The following is a 19,100-nucleotide window of genomic DNA, read 5'->3' on the forward strand; positions in this document are numbered from 1 at the left end:
GGGAGTTGAAATCATGGCCCCGAGCGCCATGAGCCGTTGGACGCGATCCCTCTCCGAAGCCCGGCCGGTGTCCTACTGGCTGGACGACCCCGGCAGGCCCGACCCCGAGCCCGCCCTCACCGGCGCCGAGACCTGCGACCTGCTGGTCGTCGGCGGCGGCTACAGCGGGCTGTGGACCGCGCTGATCGCGAAGGAACGCGACCCCGGGCGGGACGTGGTGCTGGTGGAGGGCCGCGAGGTGGGCTGGGCCGCCTCGGGCCGCAACGGCGGGTTCTGCGCCGCCTCCCTCACCCACGGCCTGCCCAACGGACTCGCCCGCTGGCCGGGGGAGATCCACCGGCTCCAGGAGCTGGGCGCCCGCAACCTCGACGCCATCGAGGAGACGCTCGCCCGCCACTCCATCGACTGCGACTTCGAACGCACCGGTGAGATCGACGTCGCCACCGAGCCCCACCAGGTCCGGGAACTGCGCGACTGGCACCGGGAGATCGAGCGCGCCGGCCTCGCCGACGGCATCGAGTTCCTGGACGCCGACGCGGTACGGGAGCAGGTGGACTCCCCGACCTTCCGGGCGGGCCTGTGGGACCGGCGGGGCGTGGCGATGCTCCACCCGGCCAAGCTCGCCTGGGGCCTGAAGCGGGCCTGCCTCGACCTCGGCGTGCGCGTCCACGAGCACACCCCCGCCCTCACCCTGAAGCGGTACGGCGCCGGCATGGCCGTCCGCACCCCCTACGGGCACGTCCGCGCCCGCCGGGTGGCCCTCGGCACCAACGTCTTCCCCAGCCTGGTCAGACGGGTCCGCCCCTACACCGTCCCGGTCTACGACTACGCCCTGATGACCGAGCCGCTCACCGACGGGCAGCTGGCGTCGATCGGCTGGAGGAACCGCCAGGGCCTCGGCGACAGCGCCAACCAGTTCCACTACTTCCGGCTCTCCGCCGACCACCGCATCCTGTGGGGCGGCTACGACGCGATCTACCCGTACGGCGGCCGGGTGCGCGCCGAGCACGACGACCGGCCGGAGACCTACGCCAGGCTCGCCGGGCACTTCTTCACCTGCTTCCCGCAACTGGAGGGCGTCCGGTTCACCCACGCCTGGGGCGGCGCGATCGACACCTGCTCCCGCTTCTCGGCGTTCTTCGGCACGGCGCACGCGGGGAAGGTGGCGTACGCGGCGGGCTACACGGGGCTCGGCGTGGGCGCCACCCGCTTCGGCGCCGAGGTCATGCTGGACCTGCTGGCGGGGGAGCGGACCGAGCGCACGGAACTGGAGATGGTGCGCACCAAGCCGCTGCCGTTCCCGCCGGAGCCGTTCGCCTGGACCGGCATCGCCCTCACCAAGTGGTCGCTGGCCAGGGCGGACGCCCGGGGCGGGCGGCGCAACCTGTGGCTGCGGACGATGGACAAGCTGGGCCTCGGCTTCGACAGTTGAGCTGCGCGGGGGCTTGACAACCGAATTGGTCTGGACCAAATTGAGCGCGCTCCACCCTCCCCTTCCCCCCTGCCCGGAGGCTCTTGTGGACCGCTCCAGACCTCTCGCGCGCCGACCCCTCGTCGCGTTGCTCACCGCCACCGCCCTCGCCGCGACCGGGACGACCGCGCTCGCGTCGGCCGCCCGCGCGGCCGACGCGGACCTCGTCAGGAACGGAGGCTTCGAAGCCGGCCTCGACGGCTGGAGCTGCACGGCCGGTACGACCGTGAACGCCCCTGTCCACAGCGGTAGTTCGGCGCTCAGGGCGACACCGGCCGGTGCGGACAACGCCCGTTGCTCGCAGACCGTCACCGTGAAGCCGGACTCCCAGTACACGCTCTCCGGCCACGTCCGCGGCAGCTACGTCTACCTGGGCGCGAGCGGCACCGGCACCACCGACGTCTCCACCTGGGCCCAGTCCGCCCCCGACTGGCAGCGGCTCACCACCACCTTCCGCACCGGCCCCTCCACCACCCGCGTCACCGTCTACACCCACGGCTGGTACGGCACCGGCGCCTACCACGCCGACGACATCTCCCTCGTCGGGCCCGGCGGCGAGACGGGGCAGCCGCCCGCCCCGCCCACCGGCCTCAAGACCGGCACCGTCACCTCGACGAGCGTGGCCCTGTCCTGGTCACCGGTCGCGGGCGCCACCGGCTACGCGGTCTACCGCGACGGCACCAAGGTCCGGACCGTGAACGGCACGTCGGCCACCGTCACCGGACTGTCGCCCTCGACGGCGTACGCCTTCCAGGTCGCGGCCGTGAACGACGCGGGGGAGTCCGCCCGTTCGGCCACCGTCACCGCGACGACCACGGCACCCGACTCCGGCGGCGACTCCGGTCTCCCGCCCCACGCCCTGGTCGGCTACCTCCACGCCAGCTTCGCCAACGGCTCCGGCTACACGCGCCTCGCCGACGTCCCCGACAGCTGGGACGTCATCGACCTGGCCTTCGGCGAGCCGACCACCGTCACCTCCGGCGACATCCGCTTCGACCGCTGCCCCGCCTCGGAGTGCCCGGGCGTGGAGAGCGACGCCGAGTTCAAGGCGGCCATCAAGGCCAAGCAGGCGGCCGGGAAGAAGGTGCTGATCTCCATCGGCGGTCAGAACGGCCAGGTGCAGCTCACCACCACCGCCGCCCGCGACATGTTCGTCACCTCCGTCTCGAAGATCATCGACGAGTACGGACTCGACGGGCTGGACATCGACTTCGAGGGCCACTCGCTCTCCCTGAACGCCGACGACACGGACTTCAGGAACCCGAAGACCCCGGTGATCGTCAACCTGATCTCCGCGCTGAAGACCCTCAAGGCCAAGTACGGCGACGGCTTCGTGCTGACCATGGCCCCGGAGACCTTCTTCGTCCAGCTCGGCTACCAGTACTACGGCACCGGCAAGTGGGGCGGCCAGGACCCGAGGGCGGGCGCGTACCTCCCGGTCATCCACGCCCTGCGGGACGACCTGACCCTGCTGCACGTCCAGGACTACAACTCCGGCCCGATCATGGGCCTGGACAACCAGTACCACTCGATGGGCGGCGCGGACTTCCACATCGCGATGACGGACATGCTGCTCACCGGCTTCCCGGTCGCGGGAGACGCGAACAACGTCTTCCCGCCGCTGCGCGCCGACCAGGTCGCCATCGGCATGCCGGCCACGCCCAACGCCGGCAACGGGCACGTGTCCCCGGCCGAGGTCACCAAGGCCCTCGACTGCCTGACGAAGCGGACGAACTGCGGCTCCTACGCGACCCACGGCACCTGGCCCGGACTGCGCGGGCTGATGACCTGGTCGATCAACTGGGACCGGTTCGGAGGCTGGGAGTTCCAGCGGACCTTCGACGGCTACTTCGGCTGACCAGCAGCCGCAGGCAGATCAGCAGCACCGCGCCGAGGCACCAACTGGCCGCCACGTCCAACGGCCAGTGGTAGCCCCGGCGCACCAGCCCGAAGGAGGCGCCCAGCACCAGGGCGCCGCAGAGGACGACCAGTGCACGGCGTACGGCCGGCGACCGCAGCAGCGGAAGGAGCAGCAGCGTCGCCGCGCCGTACGCCACGACGGCGGTGGCGGTGTGGCCGGAGGGGTAGTAGCCGACCGCCGGGGGCACGGCCGGGGTGCCGGGCCGGTCGGTCCACTCCTTCAGGGGCGCGACCAGCGCCGGCACCAGCACCATCGCCGCGGCCCCGGCGAGCGGCGGCAGCCACCAGCGTGCACGGCCTCTCGCGCGTCCGTGCCACGCGACGTACGCCAGCGCGACCGCCAGGACCGGCACGGCCACCTGGACGTTGCCGAGGTCGGCGAGCAGTTCGGAGGCCCGGTCCGGACGGACGAGGGCCCCGCTCAGCCGCTCGTCGACGTCCACCAGGGGGCCGTCGGCGACGACCTGCCAGGTGATCAGCGCGAAGAGGAGCAGGGGCGGTCCGAGCAGCAGCATGCCGCCCAGCTTCGCAGGTCGGCGACCTCGTGACCTCACCGCCCGTGAAGCGCGGACGAACGGCACGGGACAGCGCGAGACGACAGCTCTTCGCCCGGCTCGAAGAGCTGTACGAGACGGGAGAGTACGAGGAGGCCCCGGCCGAGGCCCCGCACGGTCCGGGGCGCCGCGGCGAGGCCGCGGTGCGGCGCGCGCTCACCGACTGCGGGCACCGCCTGCGTCCCGCCCGTCCCCGCGTCCGGGAGGCCCGCGCCCCGCCGGCCCGTGTCACCGGGGAGGAGTCCCGCCCGTGAACGCCGAAGGGCCGGCGCAAGGGGGGGTGCGCGCCGGCCCTTCGGGGAACGGCGTGCCGACATGCCTGGGCGGCCGTCCGGACCGGAACGTCGCGCGCCCCGGGGGGTTTGGGGCGGGCGACCGTCCGATCGTGAGGAGACCCGGGGCCCTCGGGCCCCGGTTGTGTGCGCGAGGGCACGACCAGGTCGAAGCTGGGGAGGCCTCGGCCCGTGCCGCTCACAGTTCCCTGTGAGCGGGTGTATCTCTCATCCCGGTAGAACCTACGGCAGGGGGCGGACCCGCGACAGGGGCAACGGGCTGCCGTCATCCACCCCGCACACGTTCTTCACAGGCTCTGCGGTTCCGCCCCGGTCCGCCGGACCGGGGCGGCTCACCTGCTCCGATACCGGCTCAGATGCGGGCGAACGCCTGCTCGATGATGTCCAGGCCCTCGTTCAGCAGGTCCTCGCCGATGACCAGCGGCGGCAGGAAGCGCAGCACGTTGCCGTAGGTGCCACAGGTCAGGACCAGCAGACCCTCCTGGTGGCAGGCCTTGGCCAGCGCCGCGGCCGCCTGCGGGGCGGGCTCCTTGGTGGCGCGGTCCTTGACCAGCTCGATGGCGATCATCGCGCCCCGGCCGCGGACGTCGCCGATGACCTCGAACTTCTCCTGCATCGCGGTGAGGCGGCCCTTCATGACCTCCTCGATCCGCTTCGCCCGGGCGTTGAGGTCGAGCTCCTTCATCGTCTCGATCGCGCCGAGCGCACCCGCGCAGGCCACCGGGTTGCCGCCGTAGGTGCCGCCCAGGCCGCCCGAGTGCGCGGCGTCCATGATCTCCGCGCGGCCGGTCACCGCGGCCAGCGGCAGACCGCCCGCGATGCCCTTGGCGGTGGTGATCAGGTCCGGGACGATGTCCTCGTCCTCGCAGGCGAACCACTGGCCGGTGCGGCAGAAGCCGGACTGGATCTCGTCGGCGACGAAGACGATGCCGTTGTCCCGGGCGAACTGGCTGATCGCGGGCAGGAAGCCCTTGGCCGGCTCGATGAAGCCGCCCTCGCCGAGCACCGGCTCGATGATGATCGCGGCCACGTTGTCGGCCCCGACCTGCTTGGAGATCTGGTCGATGGCCTGGGCGGCGGCCTCCGGACCGGCGTTCTCCGGACCGGTCGGCCAGCGGTAGCCGTAGGCCACCGGCACCCGGTAGACCTCGGGCGCGAACGGGCCGAAGCCGTGCTTGTACGGCATGTTCTTCGAGGTCAGCGCCATGGTGAGGTTGGTGCGGCCGTGGTAGCCGTGGTCGAACACGACGACCGCCTGCCGCTTGGTGTAGGCGCGCGCGATCTTGACGGCGTTCTCGACGGCCTCGGCGCCGCTGTTGAACAGCGCCGACTTCTTGGCGTGGTCGCCCGGCGTCAGCTCGGCGAGCGCCTCGGCGACGGCCACGTACCCCTCGTACGGCGTGACCATGAAGCAGGTGTGCGTGAAGTCGGCGAGCTGGGCGGAGGCGCGGCGGACGACGGCCTCGGCGGAGGCGCCGACGGAGGTCACGGCGATGCCCGAGCCGAAGTCGATCAGCCGGTTGCCGTCGACGTCCTCGATGATCCCGCCGCTCGCGCGCGCGGTGAACACGGGCAGCACGGAGCCCACGCCCTGCGCGACCGCGGCGGTGCGGCGGGCCTGCAGCTCCTGCGACTTCGGGCCGGGGATGGCGGTGACGACGCGGCGCTCCTGGGGAAGTGCGGTCATGCGGGGCTCCTGGAGGTGTAACGGACGCTTTTCCGGTCTTTTCTCGCAGGCTAAGACGGTGGGAGGGGGCTGGGCATGCTCCATGTGGGCGTTGTCCGGGGGGCCGGGTTGTCCGCGGTGGACATAGCGGCGGTGCGGCTTCGACACGGGGGCGGGAATTGCGCCGTGGCCGGACCCGGCCGCGTAAACGGTGAACTCGCCCTGCCGGGGCGTTAGATTGACTCGCTGATGGTGGACGGAGCGGCTGGTCAGGGGGCAAGGGCGATGGACAGCGACGGGACCCGGGACACGCGGGGCACGCATGCGAATTCCGTGCCCCGCCCGGCGGGACCTCCGGACGCACCCGCGGTGCCTCCGCGGCCCGCACGGGCGCCGGGCATGCCACCGCCGCCGGACGGGTCGGCGTTCCTGACCTGGCTGCGCACCCCGCGCCCCCAGGCGCTGCCCGGCGTGTGGCGGTTCGGGCACCGGCCGCGGCCGGAGCAGGAGCCGGAGCGGATCCCGGCCCGGCAGCTGCTGAGCGGGGCGCTGATCGCGTTCCTCGTCGGGTGGCTCGTCTGGTCGCTGCTGTGGAACGGCTACCTCGGCGGCTGGTGGCTGCTGCCGCTCTACGCGATGGTCCCCGACTCCTGGGCCGAGCCCCACAGCTTCGGCGCCGTGGTCGTCGTCTACGCCTATTACGCGCTGGTCGCGGGGGTCATCATGGTCGGCGTCGGCCGGCTCGGCCGCTGGGGCGAGATCTGGCACCGCTGGGGCCCGCCCGCCTGGCGCCGCACCCCTCAGCGGGAGCAGCGTCCGCCCACCCCCGAGGCCGACCCCGCCACCTGGCCCGCGCTGCGGGCCGCCGGGGCCGTCGACGCCGCCGAGCGGCTCGCCGCCGACGCGCGCGCCGGGCTCATGCGGGACGTCGACCACGCCCGCATCGCCCGTGCCTGGCAGGGCGTGCGCAACGGCCGCCACAGCCTCGCCGCCTTCACCGGCGCCGTGCTCCGGGACGGCGCCGCCGCCTGCGCCCACCCCTCCGGCGCACGCGACCTGTCCGCCCGGCAGGCCCGGCACGACCTGCTCACCGAGCAGGTGCGGCTCGGCACCACCGCCGACGATCCCCGCAACCCCTACGCCTACCGCGGCACCGGCCTGGCGCTCGGCCCGGACCTGCTCGGCACCTCCCTGCTCGCCGTCGGTCCGGCCGGCTCCGGCAAGACCGGCGGCGTGGTCCGGCCGCTCGCCGAGTCGCTGTGCCTGCACGCGCTCGCCGGGAAGGCCGCCGTGATCGTCGTCGGCGCGGCGGGCGCGGGACTCGGCCCGGCCGACGCCTACGACGTCGTCGTGCGGATCGGCCATCCCGACTCCGTCCACGACCTCGACCTCTACGGCGGCACCACCGACCCCGACGAGGCCGCGGCCGTGCTCGCCGAGGCGCTGGTGGGGGACCTGGCGGATCCGCACCCGGGCAGTGACAGCCGCCGCTCGACCACCGTCCTCGCCCAGCTCCTCGGCCCCTTCCGCGCGGTCCACGGACGCTTCCCCTCCGTCCCCGAGCTGCGGCAGCTGCTCGACGGGGCGCCGGGGCCGCTGGCCGCGCTGCGCCAGGGCCTGACGGAGGCGGGGCAGGAGTCGCTGCTGCGCGAACTCGACGCCCGGGAGCGGCAGATGGCCCACCCCGGCGACATCGGCGGGATCCTCGCCGACCGGGTGGCGCTGCTGGACCGGCCGGCCTTCGCCACGTTCTTCAAGAGCGCGGCCCTCGCCACCCCCGGGCAGCCCCGGCCGTTCTCGCCCAAGGCGCTCGACCACCCGGTGCGGGTGCGCGTCGACCTGCCCGAGCGCGGGCACGCGGACGCCTCGCGGCTGCTGGCCCGGCTGGTGCTCGCGCAGTTCACGGCGAGCGTGACGGCGCGTGAGGACCGGTCGCTGTTCGCCTGCCTGATCCTGGACGACGCCACCGGCGTGGTCACCCCCGAGGCGGTCCGCGGCATCCAGCGGCTGCGGTCGGCCAACGCGGGCGCGGTCCTGACGCTGCGCACCCTGGACGACGTGCCGAGGCCGCTGCGCGGGCCGCTGCTCGGGGCCACCGGCTGCCGGATGGCGCTGTCCGGGCTCACCCCGTGGGACGGGCAGGACTTCGCCGAGGTGTGGGGCAAGGAGTGGACCGAGGCCCGGGACGTCACCGACCGGCAGATCATCGCCGAGAGCCCGGCGGGCAAGGCCGTGCACGCGCTGCGGCGGGCGATCACCGGCAAGGCGCCGACCGCGCGGGCGGTCACCGTGCGGCAGGTGGAGCGGGAGCGGTGGTCCGCCTCCGAGCTGGCGCACGCGGTGCCGGCGGGGCACGCGGTGCTGTCGCTGACGAACGTCAGGGGCGAGCACGCGCCGCCGCTGCTGGTGGACCTGCGGGGCTAGGGCCCGCCGCGCGCCGCCGCACCCGCCGACGGCGGCCCGCGGGGCGGTCCAGCGTGGAGTGCGGCGGGAGGCCGCGTCCGAGGTGCCGCGGCAGGCGGTGCCCGCCACGTGCCGCCTCTCCTCCTCGGTCGGGCCGGGCTTCGAACGCACGGGCCGGGCGGTGGTCCCGACGTTCTCGACGCCCGGATCGTCGGCCGCGTCCGCGCCCCGGCGTCGCCTGCGCACGGCGATGCGGCGACCGTACGATGAGGCAGAATTGACACAGGTCGTTCATACGCAGCGGCCAAAAGATCACGATGATCACCGAACCTCCGCATGCCCCGATGTCCACCGACCTGAAGGCCCCATGCCCCTGACGCTCGCCTCGCTCGTCCACCACTCCGCGCTCAAGCTGACCGTGCGCGCGGGCGAGGACCGCCTCGACGCGCCGGTCCGCTGGGCGCACGCCAGCGAGCTCGCCGACCCCGTGCCCTACATGGAGGGCGGGGAACTGCTGCTGATCACCGCGCTCAAGCTGGACGCGGAGGATCCGGCGGCGATGCGCCGCTATGTGAAGCGGCTGGTGGCGGCGGGGGTCGTCGGGCTCGGGTTCGCCGTCGGCGTCCACTACGAGGACATCCCCGACGCCCTCGTCGACGCGGCCCGCGAGGAAGGGCTGCCGCTGCTGGAGGTGCCGCGCCGCACCCCCTTCCTCGCGATCAGCAAGGCCGTGTCCGCCGCCATCGCCGCCGACCAGTACCGCGCGGTGACCGCGGGCTTCGCCGCCCAGCGGGAGCTGACCAAGCAGGCGCTGACCGACGGACCGGAGGGACTGCTGGCCGCGCTCGCCTCCCAGGTCGACGGCTGGGCCGCGCTCTACGACGCCTCGGGCACCGTCGTCGCGACCGCACCGGAGTGGGCGGGCCGGCGCGCCGCGCGGCTCACCGCGGAGGTGCAGCGGCTGCGGGAGCGGCCCGCGCCCGCCTCCTGCGTCGTGGCCGGGCCGGAGAACGAGGACCGGGTCGAACTGCACTCCCTGGGCACCGGCCGGCGCCCCCGGTCCGCGCTCGCCGTGGGCACGGCCGCGGCCCTGGGCACCGCCGAGCGGTACGCCGTGCACTCCGCCGTCGCCCTGCTCACCCTGACCACGGAACGCTCCCGCTCCCTGCACGCCGCCGAGCAGCGCATCGGCGCCGCCGTCCTGCGGATGCTGCTCGCCGGGGAGCCGGACCACGCCCGCGCGGTGGCCGGGGACCTGTACGGCAACCTCCTGGACGCGCCGTTCCGGATCATCGTCGCCGAGACCGGGACGACCCCCGCCGCCCGGGACCGGGGAGAGGTGAACGGGGACGCCCTCGGCGCCCTGGCCGAGGTCGCGGAGTCCGCCGCCGCCCGCTCCGGCGAGGCGGTCCTGGTGGTGCCGGAGGGCGAGCGGCTGGTGGTGCTGGCCGCCGACGGGGGCACCGCCGCGGCGGCCTGCTGCGACCACGCCGCCGCCCGGGAGGCGGTCCGCACCGGCGCGGGCGCCCACGCGCCCCGGGCGGGCGCCGACGAGGAGGAGCTGGTCGTGGGGCTGTCCGCGCCGGCCGGCCCGATCGCCGCGTCCGCCGCCTACAAGCAGGCCGAACAGGCCCTGTCGGTGGCGCGGCGGCGCGGGCGGGTGCTGGTGGAGCACGAGCAGATGGCCGCCGGGTCCGTGCTGCCGCTGCTCGCCGACGACGCGGTCCGGGCGTTCGCGGACGGGCTGCTGCGGGCGCTGCACGAACACGACGCGACCGGGCGCGGCGACCTGGTCGCCTCCCTGCGCGCCTGGCTCTCCCGGCACGGGCAGTGGGACGCGGCGGCGGCCGACCTCGGCGTGCACCGGCACACCCTGCGCTACCGCATGCGCCGGGTCGAGGAGATCCTCGGCCGCTCGCTGGACGACCCGGACGTCCGCATGGAGCTGTGGCTGGCGCTGAAGGCGACGTCCGCGGAGTGACCCGGCCGCCCCGCCAAAGCGGCGTGCCGGCCCGCCCGACTGCTACGACTCGGACAAACGACCGTCCGTCGTCCCGCCCCTACCGTGAATTTCAGCAATCCATGTACTCACCCCCAAGCGGAAGGGCCGGGACTCGACATGCCCCAAGAACAGAATGTGGGGGCCACCCACGCCTTCTGGATCGCCGGCCGCCAGGCCACCGGCGAGGCCGGCTTCGACGTCACCTCCCCGTGGGACGGCCGGGTCGTCGGCACGGTGAGCGTCCCCTCGGACGCCCAGGTCGAGGAGGCCGTGGCCGCCGCGTACGCCGTGCGGGACGAGTTCGCCGCCACCCCCGCCCACGTCCGCGCCGCCGCCCTGGACCACGTCGTCCGCAGGCTCGTGGAGCGCACCGAGGAGATCGCCCGGCTGATCTCCGCCGAGAACGGCAAGCCGATCAAGTGGGCGCGCGGCGAGGTCGGCCGGGCCGTCTCCGTGTTCCGCTTCGCGGCCGAGGAGGCCCGCCGGTTCAACGGCGGCGAGGCCCAGCGGCTCGACACCGACGCCGGCGGCCAGGGCCGGCTCGCCCTCACCCGCCGCTTCCCCAAGGGCGTCGTGCTGGGCATCGCGCCGTTCAACTTCCCGCTGAACCTGTGCGCCCACAAGGTCGCCCCGGCCATCGCCGCCGGCGCGCCGATCATCCTCAAGCCGGCCCCGGCGACCCCGCTGTCCGCGCTGATCCTCGGCGAGCTGCTCGCCGAGACCGAGCTGCCCGCCGGTTCCTGGAGCATCCTGCCGGTCCCGAACGACCGCATGCCCGCCCTGGTCCAGGACGAGCGGCTGCCGGTGATCTCCTTCACCGGGTCCGAGCAGGTCGGCTACGCGATCATGGACTCGGTGCCGCGCAAGCACTGCACCCTGGAGCTCGGCGGCAACGGCGCGGCCGTCGTCCTCGCCGACTGGGCGAGCGACGAGGACCTGGACCGGGCCGCGAACCGCATCGCGACCTTCTCCAACTACCAGGGCGGCCAGTCCTGCATCTCGGTGCAGCGCGTGATCGCCGACGCCGCCGTGTACGACCGGCTGCTGCCGCGCATCGTCGCCGCCGTCGAGGCCCAGGTCACCGGCGACCCGAACGACGAGGCCACCGACGTCGGCCCGCTGGTCAGCGAGGACGCCGCGCGGCGCGTCGAGGCCTGGGTGCAGGAGGCCGTCGAGGCCGGCGCCACCCTCCTCACCGGCGGCAAGCGCGACGGCGCCTCCTACGCGCCGACCGTGCTCACCGACGTGCCGGCCGACGTGACGATCGCCTGCGAGGAGGTCTTCGGCCCGGTCCTGACCGTGCAGAAGGTGGACGGCGAGGCCGCGGCCTTCGACGCCGTCAACGACTCCAAGTACGGCCTCCAGGCGGGTGTGTTCACCCACGACCTGCAGACCGCCTTCCGGGCCCACCGCGCCCTGGAGGTCGGCGGTGTGGTCGTCGGCGACGTGCCCTCCTACCGCGCCGACCAGATGCCGTACGGCGGTGCCAAGCAGTCCGGCGTGGGCCGTGAGGGCGTGCGGTTCGCGATGGAGGACTACACCTACGAGCGGGTGCTGGTCCTGACCGGCCTCGCCCTCTAGCGGCGACCGGGAGCCGTCTCCCGCGGACCCCCGAAGGGGCCCGGCACCGAAGGCATCGGTGCCGGGCCCCTTCTTCGTGCCGGCCGCGTCCGGACCCTCAACCGGAGAAGCCGGCCCGCGCGAGCCGCAGCGGGCCGCGCAGTCCGAGGCGCACGTCGTGCACGCCGTCCACGGCGGCGGTGACGGGCGCGGTGAGCGTGACGTAGGCGTACCGGCCCGGGGTGGGCGCCCCCGTCGACAGCGCGGCGAGCACCGGACCGCCGTCGAGGGACAGCTCGACCGTGCCCTCGCCGGACACCTCCACCGACACCTCCGCCACGCCGCCGCCGAAGTCGCAGCGGCGGAAGAGCAGTTCCCCGTCCTCGCCGTCCACGGGGGTCACCGCGTCGCCGGACGCCCTGCTCCGGTCGACGATCTCTGTGCCGCTCTGCTCGTCGAAGTCGGCCGCCTCCAGGCCGCGTTCGAGAACGGGGCGCGGGGTGGCGGGCTCGCCGTCGAGCACGACGGCCGCACGGAGCCGCACGTCCTCGGCGGAGGCGCCGGCCAGCAGCTCGTACGGGCCCGGCTCGACGCGCCACCGGCCCACGGCGACGTCCCAGAACGCGAAGGCGGACAGCGGGACCTCGAAGGACAGCTCGGCCGTCTCCCCGGGCGCGAGCGTCACCCGCCGGTGGGCCACCAGCTCGCGCCGCGGGCGCGGGACCGACGGCTCCACGGCCCGTGCGTAGAGCTGGGCCACCTCGTCGGCGGTGACGGACCCGGTGTTGGTGACCGCGAAGGAGACGTGCACCGCCGCCGCGTCGGCCCGGGCCGCCAACGCGTCGTAGGAGAAGGACGCGTACGACAGGCCGTGCCCGAAGGGGAACAGCGGCGTTCCCTCGAAGTAGAGGTAGGTCTGGCGGCCGCCGATCACGTCGTAGTCGAGGAGGTCCGGCAGGTCGGCGTCGTCGGCGTACCAGGTCTGCGGCAGCCGGCCGGCGGGGGAGACGTCCCCGGCGAGCACCCGGGCCAGGGCGGTGCCCGCTGCCTGCCCGCCGTGCGCCGTCCACAGCACCGCCGGCAGGTCCGCCGGGTCGACCGCGTACGGGTAGGCGGAGACCAGCGCCAGCACCGTGCCCGGGTTCGCGGCGCGGGCGGCGCGCAGCAGCAGCTCCTGCTGGGCGGGCAGCCGCAGCGTCGTGCGGTCCTCGGTCTCGCGCCCGTTGACGTGCGGGTCGTTGCCCGCGACCACGACGACCGCGTCGGCGCGGGCCGCGGCCCGCGCCACCGCGTCCTCGCCGCGCTCGGTGACGACCAGCTCGAAGACCTCGGGGTCCTCCTCGGCAACCTTCACGCCGTCGGCGGCGACCTGCACGTGACGTCCTGTCCCCACGTGCCTGAGGAGGTGACCGTCCCCGTGCGGTTCCAGGCGGAACGTCTCCTGGACGACCCAGCCGCCCGGCTGGTCGGCGGAGGCGCGGACGTACCCGTCCTCGGCGACGGAGAGGTAGCGGCCGTCGGGGGCGCGCAGCGTGAGCACGCCCTGGCCCCAGTCGGCCAGGGCGAGTTCGGTGCCGTCCGGGCCGGCGGTGAGCGGGGGCAGATCGGTGCGGCCGGCGAGCAGCGCGGGGTCGAGGGCGCCCTCGGCGCCGCGCGCCGCCCCGAGGGCCTCGGGGGCGGGCGGGACGCGCAGGAACGCACCGGCGGCCGTCTTCAGCAGGACGCGGTCCACGCCCTCGGCGAACTCCACGTGCTCGGCGCCGAACCGCTCGTGGATCCCCTCCAGCGGAGTGGAGCGGTGGAGGAGGGTGCCGCTGTACCAGTCGAGCTTGCACTCGTCGGCGAGCAGCCCGACGACCGCGATCCGGGTGCCGGGGGCGAGCGGCAACAGGCCGTCGTTCTTGAGCAGGACGACCGCCTGCTCGGCGGCCTCCTGGGCGAGCGCCCGGTGCTCCGGGGTGTCGAAGGCGTGCGCGTCGGCGAGCGGGCCGGCGGGGCCGTCGGCGCCCCGGTCGAACTCCCCGAGCCGGAAACGCACCGAGAGCTGGCGGCGGACGGCCGTGTCGACGTCGGCCTCCGTCAACAGGCCCCGCTCCAGAGCCCCCTTGACGCGCGCGACGGTCCTCGAACCGTCCGTGCCGTGGTCGGTGAAGCTGTCGACACCGGCGCGCAGGGCCGCCGCGGTGGCCTCCTCGTGCGTGTCGAAGTAGTGCTCGGAGTCGACCAGGTTGGACGGCGCGCCCGCGTCCGAGCAGACCAGCAGGTCCCGGTCGGTCCAGGCGCGCAACTGCTCGCGCAGGTACGGCGAGACGTGGTTGGGGCGGCCGTTGACCAGGTTGTACGCCGGCATCACCCCGGCCACCGCGCCCGCCTCGACGGTGCCGCGGAAGGCGCGCAGGTCGTACTCGTGCAGCACGCGCGGGCGGACCGAACTGGAGGAGGTGTCGCGGTCGGTCTCGTTGTTGTGCGCGAGCCAGTGCTTGAGGACGGGGGCCGTGCGCCAGTACACCGGGTGGTCGCCGCGCAGGCCGCGGGTGTAGGCGGTGGCGATCGCGGAGGTGAGCTCCGGGTCCTCCGCGTACCCCTCCTCGTTGCGGCCCCACAGGGGGTGGCGCAGCAGGTTGACCGTCGGCGCCCAGACGTTGAGGCCGACCCGCCCGTCCCGGGCGCGCATCGCGCGGGCCTCCTTCGACACCGCCTCGCCCACCCGGCGCACCAGCTCCGGGTTCCAGGTCGCGCCCAGCCCGACCGCCTGCGGGAACACCGTCGCCGGGCCCATCCAGGCGACGCCGTGCAGGGCCTCCTGACCGGTGCGGAAGGCGGCGATGCCCAGGCGCTCGACGGCGGGGGCGAACTGGTGCAGGAAACCGATCCTCTCGTCGAGGGTGAGCCGCGACAGAAGGTCGTCGATGCGCTTCGCGAACGGCAGGTGCGGATCGCGGAAGGGCGGCGTGGTCGGCGTGGGTGCGGTCACGTGGGGTTCCCCTCGGAGTGGAGCGACGAGGCGCTTTCGAAGCGCTTCGATGCTCATGCGGAGCGGAGTCGGGTGTCAAGGGACCGGAGTGCGACAGATCCGGTGACTCCGGTCCGACCCGTGCAGTGCAAGGTGCTCCCGCACTCGTGCGGACCTCCGAGGAATCTTGGGAGTGACCCTTGTGCGCCCTGAGGTGTTCACTTAACCTCGCAGCAACATCGAAGCGCTTCGACTGAGAGGCCCGCCGTTCGGCGCATCCTGAGCCGAACGGCCGCTTCGGCTCAGCCAGTTCCACTGAAGACACCGCAGCCGACGGCCACCGCCGGGTGTCCTGGTGCGCCATGAAGGGTTGACGCAATGACGCCGAACGCCGCCCCCCATTCCTCCGGACCCAGCCGGAGAAGCTTCCTCGCCTCCACGGCGGTCGCCACCGCAGCGGTGGCCGCAGGGATGCCGCTGCTCACCGCCTGCGGGGGCGGGCAGGAGGGCCGCAAGGAGGGCGCCACCTCCGAAAAGGAGGCCGAGAAGCTCCTCCCGGCCTTCGTGGCGTCGAGCGTCGTCACCCCGGACATCCCGGCGAAGAACGGCTCGGCGGCCGGCTTCACCCGGGCCATCCCGGCCGCCGAGCTGAAGACCTCGGTGCCCGAGAAGCTGGGCAGCGGCGGCAGGCTGAAGATCATGTCCCCGTTCTGGGGCACCCCGCCCAAGGGCGACAACCCGTACTACACGGCGATGAACGAGGCCGTCGGCGTCGAGGTCACCTGGCAGAACCAGGACGGCGTCACCTACGACCAGAAGCTCGGCGCGGTCCTCGCCTCCAGCGACATCCCCGACGTCGTGGTCGTGCCCGGCTGGAACCTGATGGGCCGCATCCCCAGCGCCGTCAACGCCAAGTTCGCCGACCTCGGCCCCCACCTGTCCGGCGACAAGGTCAAGAAGTACCCCAACCTCGCCGCCGTCCCCACCGAGGCCTGGCGGCGCGGCATCTTCGGCGGGCAGCTCCGCGCGGTCCCGATGCCCGGCCCGTACGTCACGGACATCGCGCCCCTCTACCGCAAGGACCTGTTCGCCGAGGAGGGCTACAGCGTCCCGGGGAGCCCCGACGCGTTCCTGTCCTGGGCGAAGGAGGCCACCGACGCCAAGGGCAAGCGCTGGGCCTGCGACGACATGAAGTGGACGGCGTTCAACATCTTCGGCGTCCTGTCGGGCAGCGACAAGGCGCTGTGGTGGAACCTCGAGGGCGACCGGCTCGTCAACCGCATCGAGACCGAGCAGTACCTCGAGGCCCTGGAGTGGACGCGCAAGCTCTACGCCGCCGAGGTGGTCCACCCGGACGCGGTCCAGGGCAAGGCGGGCGGCGACGCGGGCAACCGCTTCACCGCCGGGGAGGTGCTGGTCTACAACCAGAACATCTCCGACTGGTGGGGCAAGACCGCCGAACAGCGCACCCAGAACCCGGACTTCGAGATGGCGGCGTTCGACGTCTTCGGCCCCGACGGGGGCGACCCGACGCTCTGGGCGGTCCAGCCGGCCAACATCTTCACCTTCGTCTCCAAGAAGGCGTCGAAGCGGCAGGTCGAGGACTTCCTCGCCCTGTGCAACTTCTGCGCCGCGCCCTACGGCACCAAGGAGTTCATGCTCACCGCCTACGGCGTCGAGGGCACCGACTACGAGATCGAGGACGGTCTGCCGACCAAGACGCAGCAGGGCGTCAACGAGGTCAACGGCGCCTACGACTACACCGGCAACCCCGCCCCGTACATCGCCTACCCGGACCTGCCCGACATCACCCGGGGCATGGTCGAGTGGCAGCAGCGCATGGGCGCCTTCACCAAGAAGTCGTCCTTCTTCGGACTGACCGTCACCGAGCCCAACCGCTGGTCCAACCTCGCCGACGACTTCGAGCAGCTCGAGGACGACGTGGTGCGCGGCCGCAAGAAGATCAGCGACGTGCAGCAGGCCGTGTCCGACTGGAGGAGCAGGGGCGGCGACGGACTGCGCGACTGGTACCGGAAGCTGCTCGACGACAACGGCGCGGCGAAGTGACCCGGAGCTGACGCGAGGAGAAGGCCGTGTCCCACAGCACGGTGCCCCGGAACACGACCGGGGCGCAGACCGCCGAGCAGGCCCCCGAGGGGTCCGGTGACGCCGCCGGGCCCCGGGGCCGGGGCGGGAAGAAGCCCGGCCGGAGGCCCGGAAGGTCCGGGAAGAAGTCCGGGAGGGCGTCCGGGCCGGCCCCGGGCAAGCTGGGCCTGAGGCTCAGGTTCCGGCGTGACCGCACCCTCGTCCTCATGACGGTGCCGACCCTGCTGCTGGTCCTGGTGTTCAACTACATACCGATCCTCGGCAATGTGGTCGCCTTCCAGGACTACGACCCGTACCTCAGCGAGAACGGCTTCGTCGCCATCTTCGAGAGCCCCTGGATCGGCTTCGAGCAGTTCGAGCGGATCTTCGCGGACTCGGCCTTCTGGCACGCGGTGCGGAACACCTTCGTCCTGTTCTTCCTCCAACTGGTGCTCTACTTCCCGATCCCGATCCTGCTCGCGCTGCTCATCAACAGCGTGGTCAGGCCCCGGGTGCGGGCGGTCGCCCAGGCGATCATGTACCTCCCGCACTTCTTCTCCTGGGTCCTCGTCGTCACCGTCTTCATGCAGATCTTCGGCGGCGCGGGCATCATCGCGCAGACCCTCCGCCGGCACGGCTACGAGGGTTTCGACCTGATGACCGACCCGGAGGTCTTCAAGTACCTGGTGACGGCCGAGACCGTCTGGAAGGACGCCGGCTGGGGCATCATCGTCTTCCTCGCCGCGCTCTCCTCCGTCTCCGACGACCTGTACGAGGCCGCCGCCATGGACGGCGCCGGACGCCGGCGGCGCATGTGGCACATCACCCTGCCCGCCCTGCGCCCGGTGATCGCCCTGCTGCTGGTGCTGCGCGTCGGCGACGCCCTCACCGTCGGCTTCGAACAACTGCTGCTGCAACGACAAGCGGTGGGTGTCGCCGCCTCCGAGGTCCTCGACACCTACGTGTGGTGGAACGGCATCCGCAACCAGGACTTCAGCTACGCCGCCGCCGCGGGCCTGATCAAGGGCGTGGTCGGGCTGGCCCTGGTGCTCACGGCCAACAAGGTGGCCCACCTCATGGGCGAGCAGGGGGTGTACAAGAAGTGACCGCCGTCCTCGGCACACCGGCCGGTGAGCAGCCGGCGAAGAAGGCGAAGAGGCCGAGCCCCTGGGCCGCGCCGCCCCGTCCCGTCTGGGAGGAGAAGCCGTCCGGGGCCGGACAGGCGGGCAAGGGCCTCGCCCTGGGCCTGGCCTGCCTGGCGATCCTCTTCCCGCTGTGGATCGTGGTCGTCACCAGCCTCCAGACGAAGAGGACCATCGACGAGGCCGGCGGCCTGGTGGTGATCCCCAAGGGCGTCACCTTCCTCGCCTACCAGGAACTCCTCACCGGCGGCCAGGTGCAGCGCGCCACCCTGGTCAGCATCGGCGTCACCGTCGTCGGCACGCTGTTCAGCATGACCGTGTCCGTGCTGTGCGCGTACGGCCTCTCGCGCAGCGGCTCGCTCGGCCACCGCTGGATCCTGATGACCCTGCTCGCCACGATGTTCTTCGGCGCCGGTCTGATCCCGACCTACCTGCTGGTCCAGGCCCTCGGCCTCACGGACACCTATCTGGCGCTGATCCTGCCCAGCGCGGTGAGCGTCTTCAACATCCTGGTGCTGCGCTCGTTCTTCATGAACATCTCGCAGGAGCTCATCGACAGCGCCCGCATCGACGGGGCCGGCGACTGGCGGATCCTGTTCCGGATCGTGCTGCCGCTGTCCCGGGCGGTCGTCGCGGTGATCGCGCTGTTCTACGCGGTGGGCTACTGGAGCGCCTGGTTCAACGCGTCGATCTACCTGACCGACCAGGACATGATGCCGCTGCAGAACGTGATGATCCAGCTGGTGCAGAAGCAGGAACGGCCGGTGGGACTGTCCGCCCAGATCAACACGGGACAGCTGTCGCCGCTGGCGATCCAGATGGCCGTGATGGTGCTGGCGCTGCTGCCGGTCGCGGTGCTGTCGCCGTTCGTCCAGAAGCACTTCAAGAAGGGGATGCTCACGGGGGCGGTGAAGGGCTGACGCCCGAACGGGGCGTGCGCGGCGCGCCGGCCGCGGCCCCGTCGCGGCCGGTCGCCCCCACGACAAAAGCCGCACACCGGCACGGCCCCGCCCCCGAGATCCCCCCACCCACCCGTAGACGAGGTTCTGTC

General features: G+C 73.3%; 12 protein-coding genes. 9 read left to right on the forward strand and 3 right to left on the reverse strand.

Going from position 1 to position 19,100, the window contains the following annotated elements; all coding sequences use genetic code 11:
* Positions 1-13: 13 nt before the first annotated feature.
* Both CP969_RS27235 and CP969_RS27240 read left to right on the forward strand, forming a co-directional pair.
* The gene (locus CP969_RS27235; RefSeq protein WP_026084844.1) at positions 14-1,432 is read left to right on the forward strand and encodes an NAD(P)/FAD-dependent oxidoreductase; all 1,419 of its coding nucleotides are present in this window, start codon (positions 14-16) and stop codon (positions 1,430-1,432) included.
* A gap of 85 nt (positions 1,433-1,517) precedes the next feature.
* The gene (locus tag CP969_RS27240; protein ID WP_016824465.1) at positions 1,518-3,329 is read left to right on the forward strand and encodes a chitinase; all 1,812 of its coding nucleotides are present in this window, start codon (positions 1,518-1,520) and stop codon (positions 3,327-3,329) included.
* Here the strand turns inward: CP969_RS27240 and CP969_RS27245 are convergent.
* A complete protein-coding gene (locus CP969_RS27245) occupies positions 3,268-3,906 on the reverse strand; it encodes a phosphatase PAP2 family protein (RefSeq protein WP_016824464.1) in 639 nt (212 codons plus the stop codon). The genes CP969_RS27240 and CP969_RS27245 overlap by 62 nt on opposite strands.
* Positions 3,907-3,950: 44 nt before the next feature.
* On the opposite strand from CP969_RS27245, the gene CP969_RS27250 reads away from it, so the two are divergent.
* Complete coding sequence (locus CP969_RS27250; RefSeq protein WP_026084843.1) at positions 3,951-4,199, forward strand: hypothetical protein; 249 nt, start codon at positions 3,951-3,953, stop codon at positions 4,197-4,199.
* A 391-nt stretch (positions 4,200-4,590) separates the two neighbouring features.
* On the opposite strand, the gene gabT is transcribed toward CP969_RS27250, so the two are convergent.
* Positions 4,591-5,925 carry a 4-aminobutyrate--2-oxoglutarate transaminase gene (gene gabT / locus CP969_RS27260; RefSeq protein ID WP_016824462.1) on the reverse strand — a complete coding sequence of 445 codons (1,335 nt, stop codon included), beginning with the start codon at positions 5,923-5,925 and terminating at the stop codon, positions 4,591-4,593.
* A gap of 264 nt (positions 5,926-6,189) precedes the next feature.
* On the opposite strand from gabT, the gene CP969_RS27265 reads away from it, so the two are divergent.
* From CP969_RS27265 to CP969_RS27275, 3 genes are all read left to right on the forward strand, one after another.
* Positions 6,190-8,328: a hypothetical protein gene (locus tag CP969_RS27265; protein WP_026084842.1), complete on the forward strand. Its 2,139-nt coding sequence runs from the start codon at positions 6,190-6,192 to the stop codon at positions 8,326-8,328.
* Positions 8,329-8,674: 346 nt separating this feature from the next.
* Entirely contained in the window at positions 8,675-10,288 is a 1,614-nt protein-coding gene (locus tag CP969_RS27270) for a PucR family transcriptional regulator (RefSeq protein ID WP_004982823.1), read from the forward strand.
* 156 nt (positions 10,289-10,444) lie between these two features.
* Positions 10,445-11,890: an aldehyde dehydrogenase family protein gene (locus tag CP969_RS27275; RefSeq protein WP_016824460.1), complete on the forward strand. Its 1,446-nt coding sequence runs from the start codon at positions 10,445-10,447 to the stop codon at positions 11,888-11,890.
* 97 nt (positions 11,891-11,987) lie between these two features.
* Here the strand turns inward: CP969_RS27275 and CP969_RS27280 are convergent, their stop codons facing one another.
* Positions 11,988-14,843, reverse strand: coding sequence for a glycoside hydrolase family 3 C-terminal domain-containing protein (locus CP969_RS27280; RefSeq protein WP_016824459.1), 2,856 nt, complete (start codon positions 14,841-14,843; stop codon positions 11,988-11,990).
* 357 nt (positions 14,844-15,200) lie between these two features.
* Here CP969_RS27280 and CP969_RS27285 point away from each other — a divergent pair, with 357 nt between their 5' ends.
* Genes CP969_RS27285 through CP969_RS27295 form a run of 3 tightly spaced genes read left to right on the forward strand, consistent with a single transcriptional unit; the run spans position 15,201 to position 18,969 of the window.
* Entirely contained in the window at positions 15,201-16,889 is a 1,689-nt protein-coding gene (locus CP969_RS27285; RefSeq protein ID WP_016824458.1) for an extracellular solute-binding protein, read from the forward strand.
* A 26-nt stretch (positions 16,890-16,915) separates the two neighbouring features.
* The gene (locus CP969_RS27290; protein ID WP_016824457.1) at positions 16,916-18,013 is read left to right on the forward strand and encodes an ABC transporter permease; all 1,098 of its coding nucleotides are present in this window, start codon (positions 16,916-16,918) and stop codon (positions 18,011-18,013) included.
* Positions 18,010-18,969: a carbohydrate ABC transporter permease gene (locus tag CP969_RS27295; RefSeq protein WP_004982796.1), complete on the forward strand. Its 960-nt coding sequence runs from the start codon at positions 18,010-18,012 to the stop codon at positions 18,967-18,969. The genes CP969_RS27290 and CP969_RS27295 overlap by 4 nt, the downstream gene beginning before the upstream one ends.
* Positions 18,970-19,100: the final 131 nt, after the last annotated feature.

Origin of the sequence: Streptomyces viridosporus T7A (assembly GCF_008704515.1) — a bacterium.
Taxonomy (GTDB): domain Bacteria; phylum Actinomycetota; class Actinomycetes; order Streptomycetales; family Streptomycetaceae; genus Streptomyces; species Streptomyces viridosporus.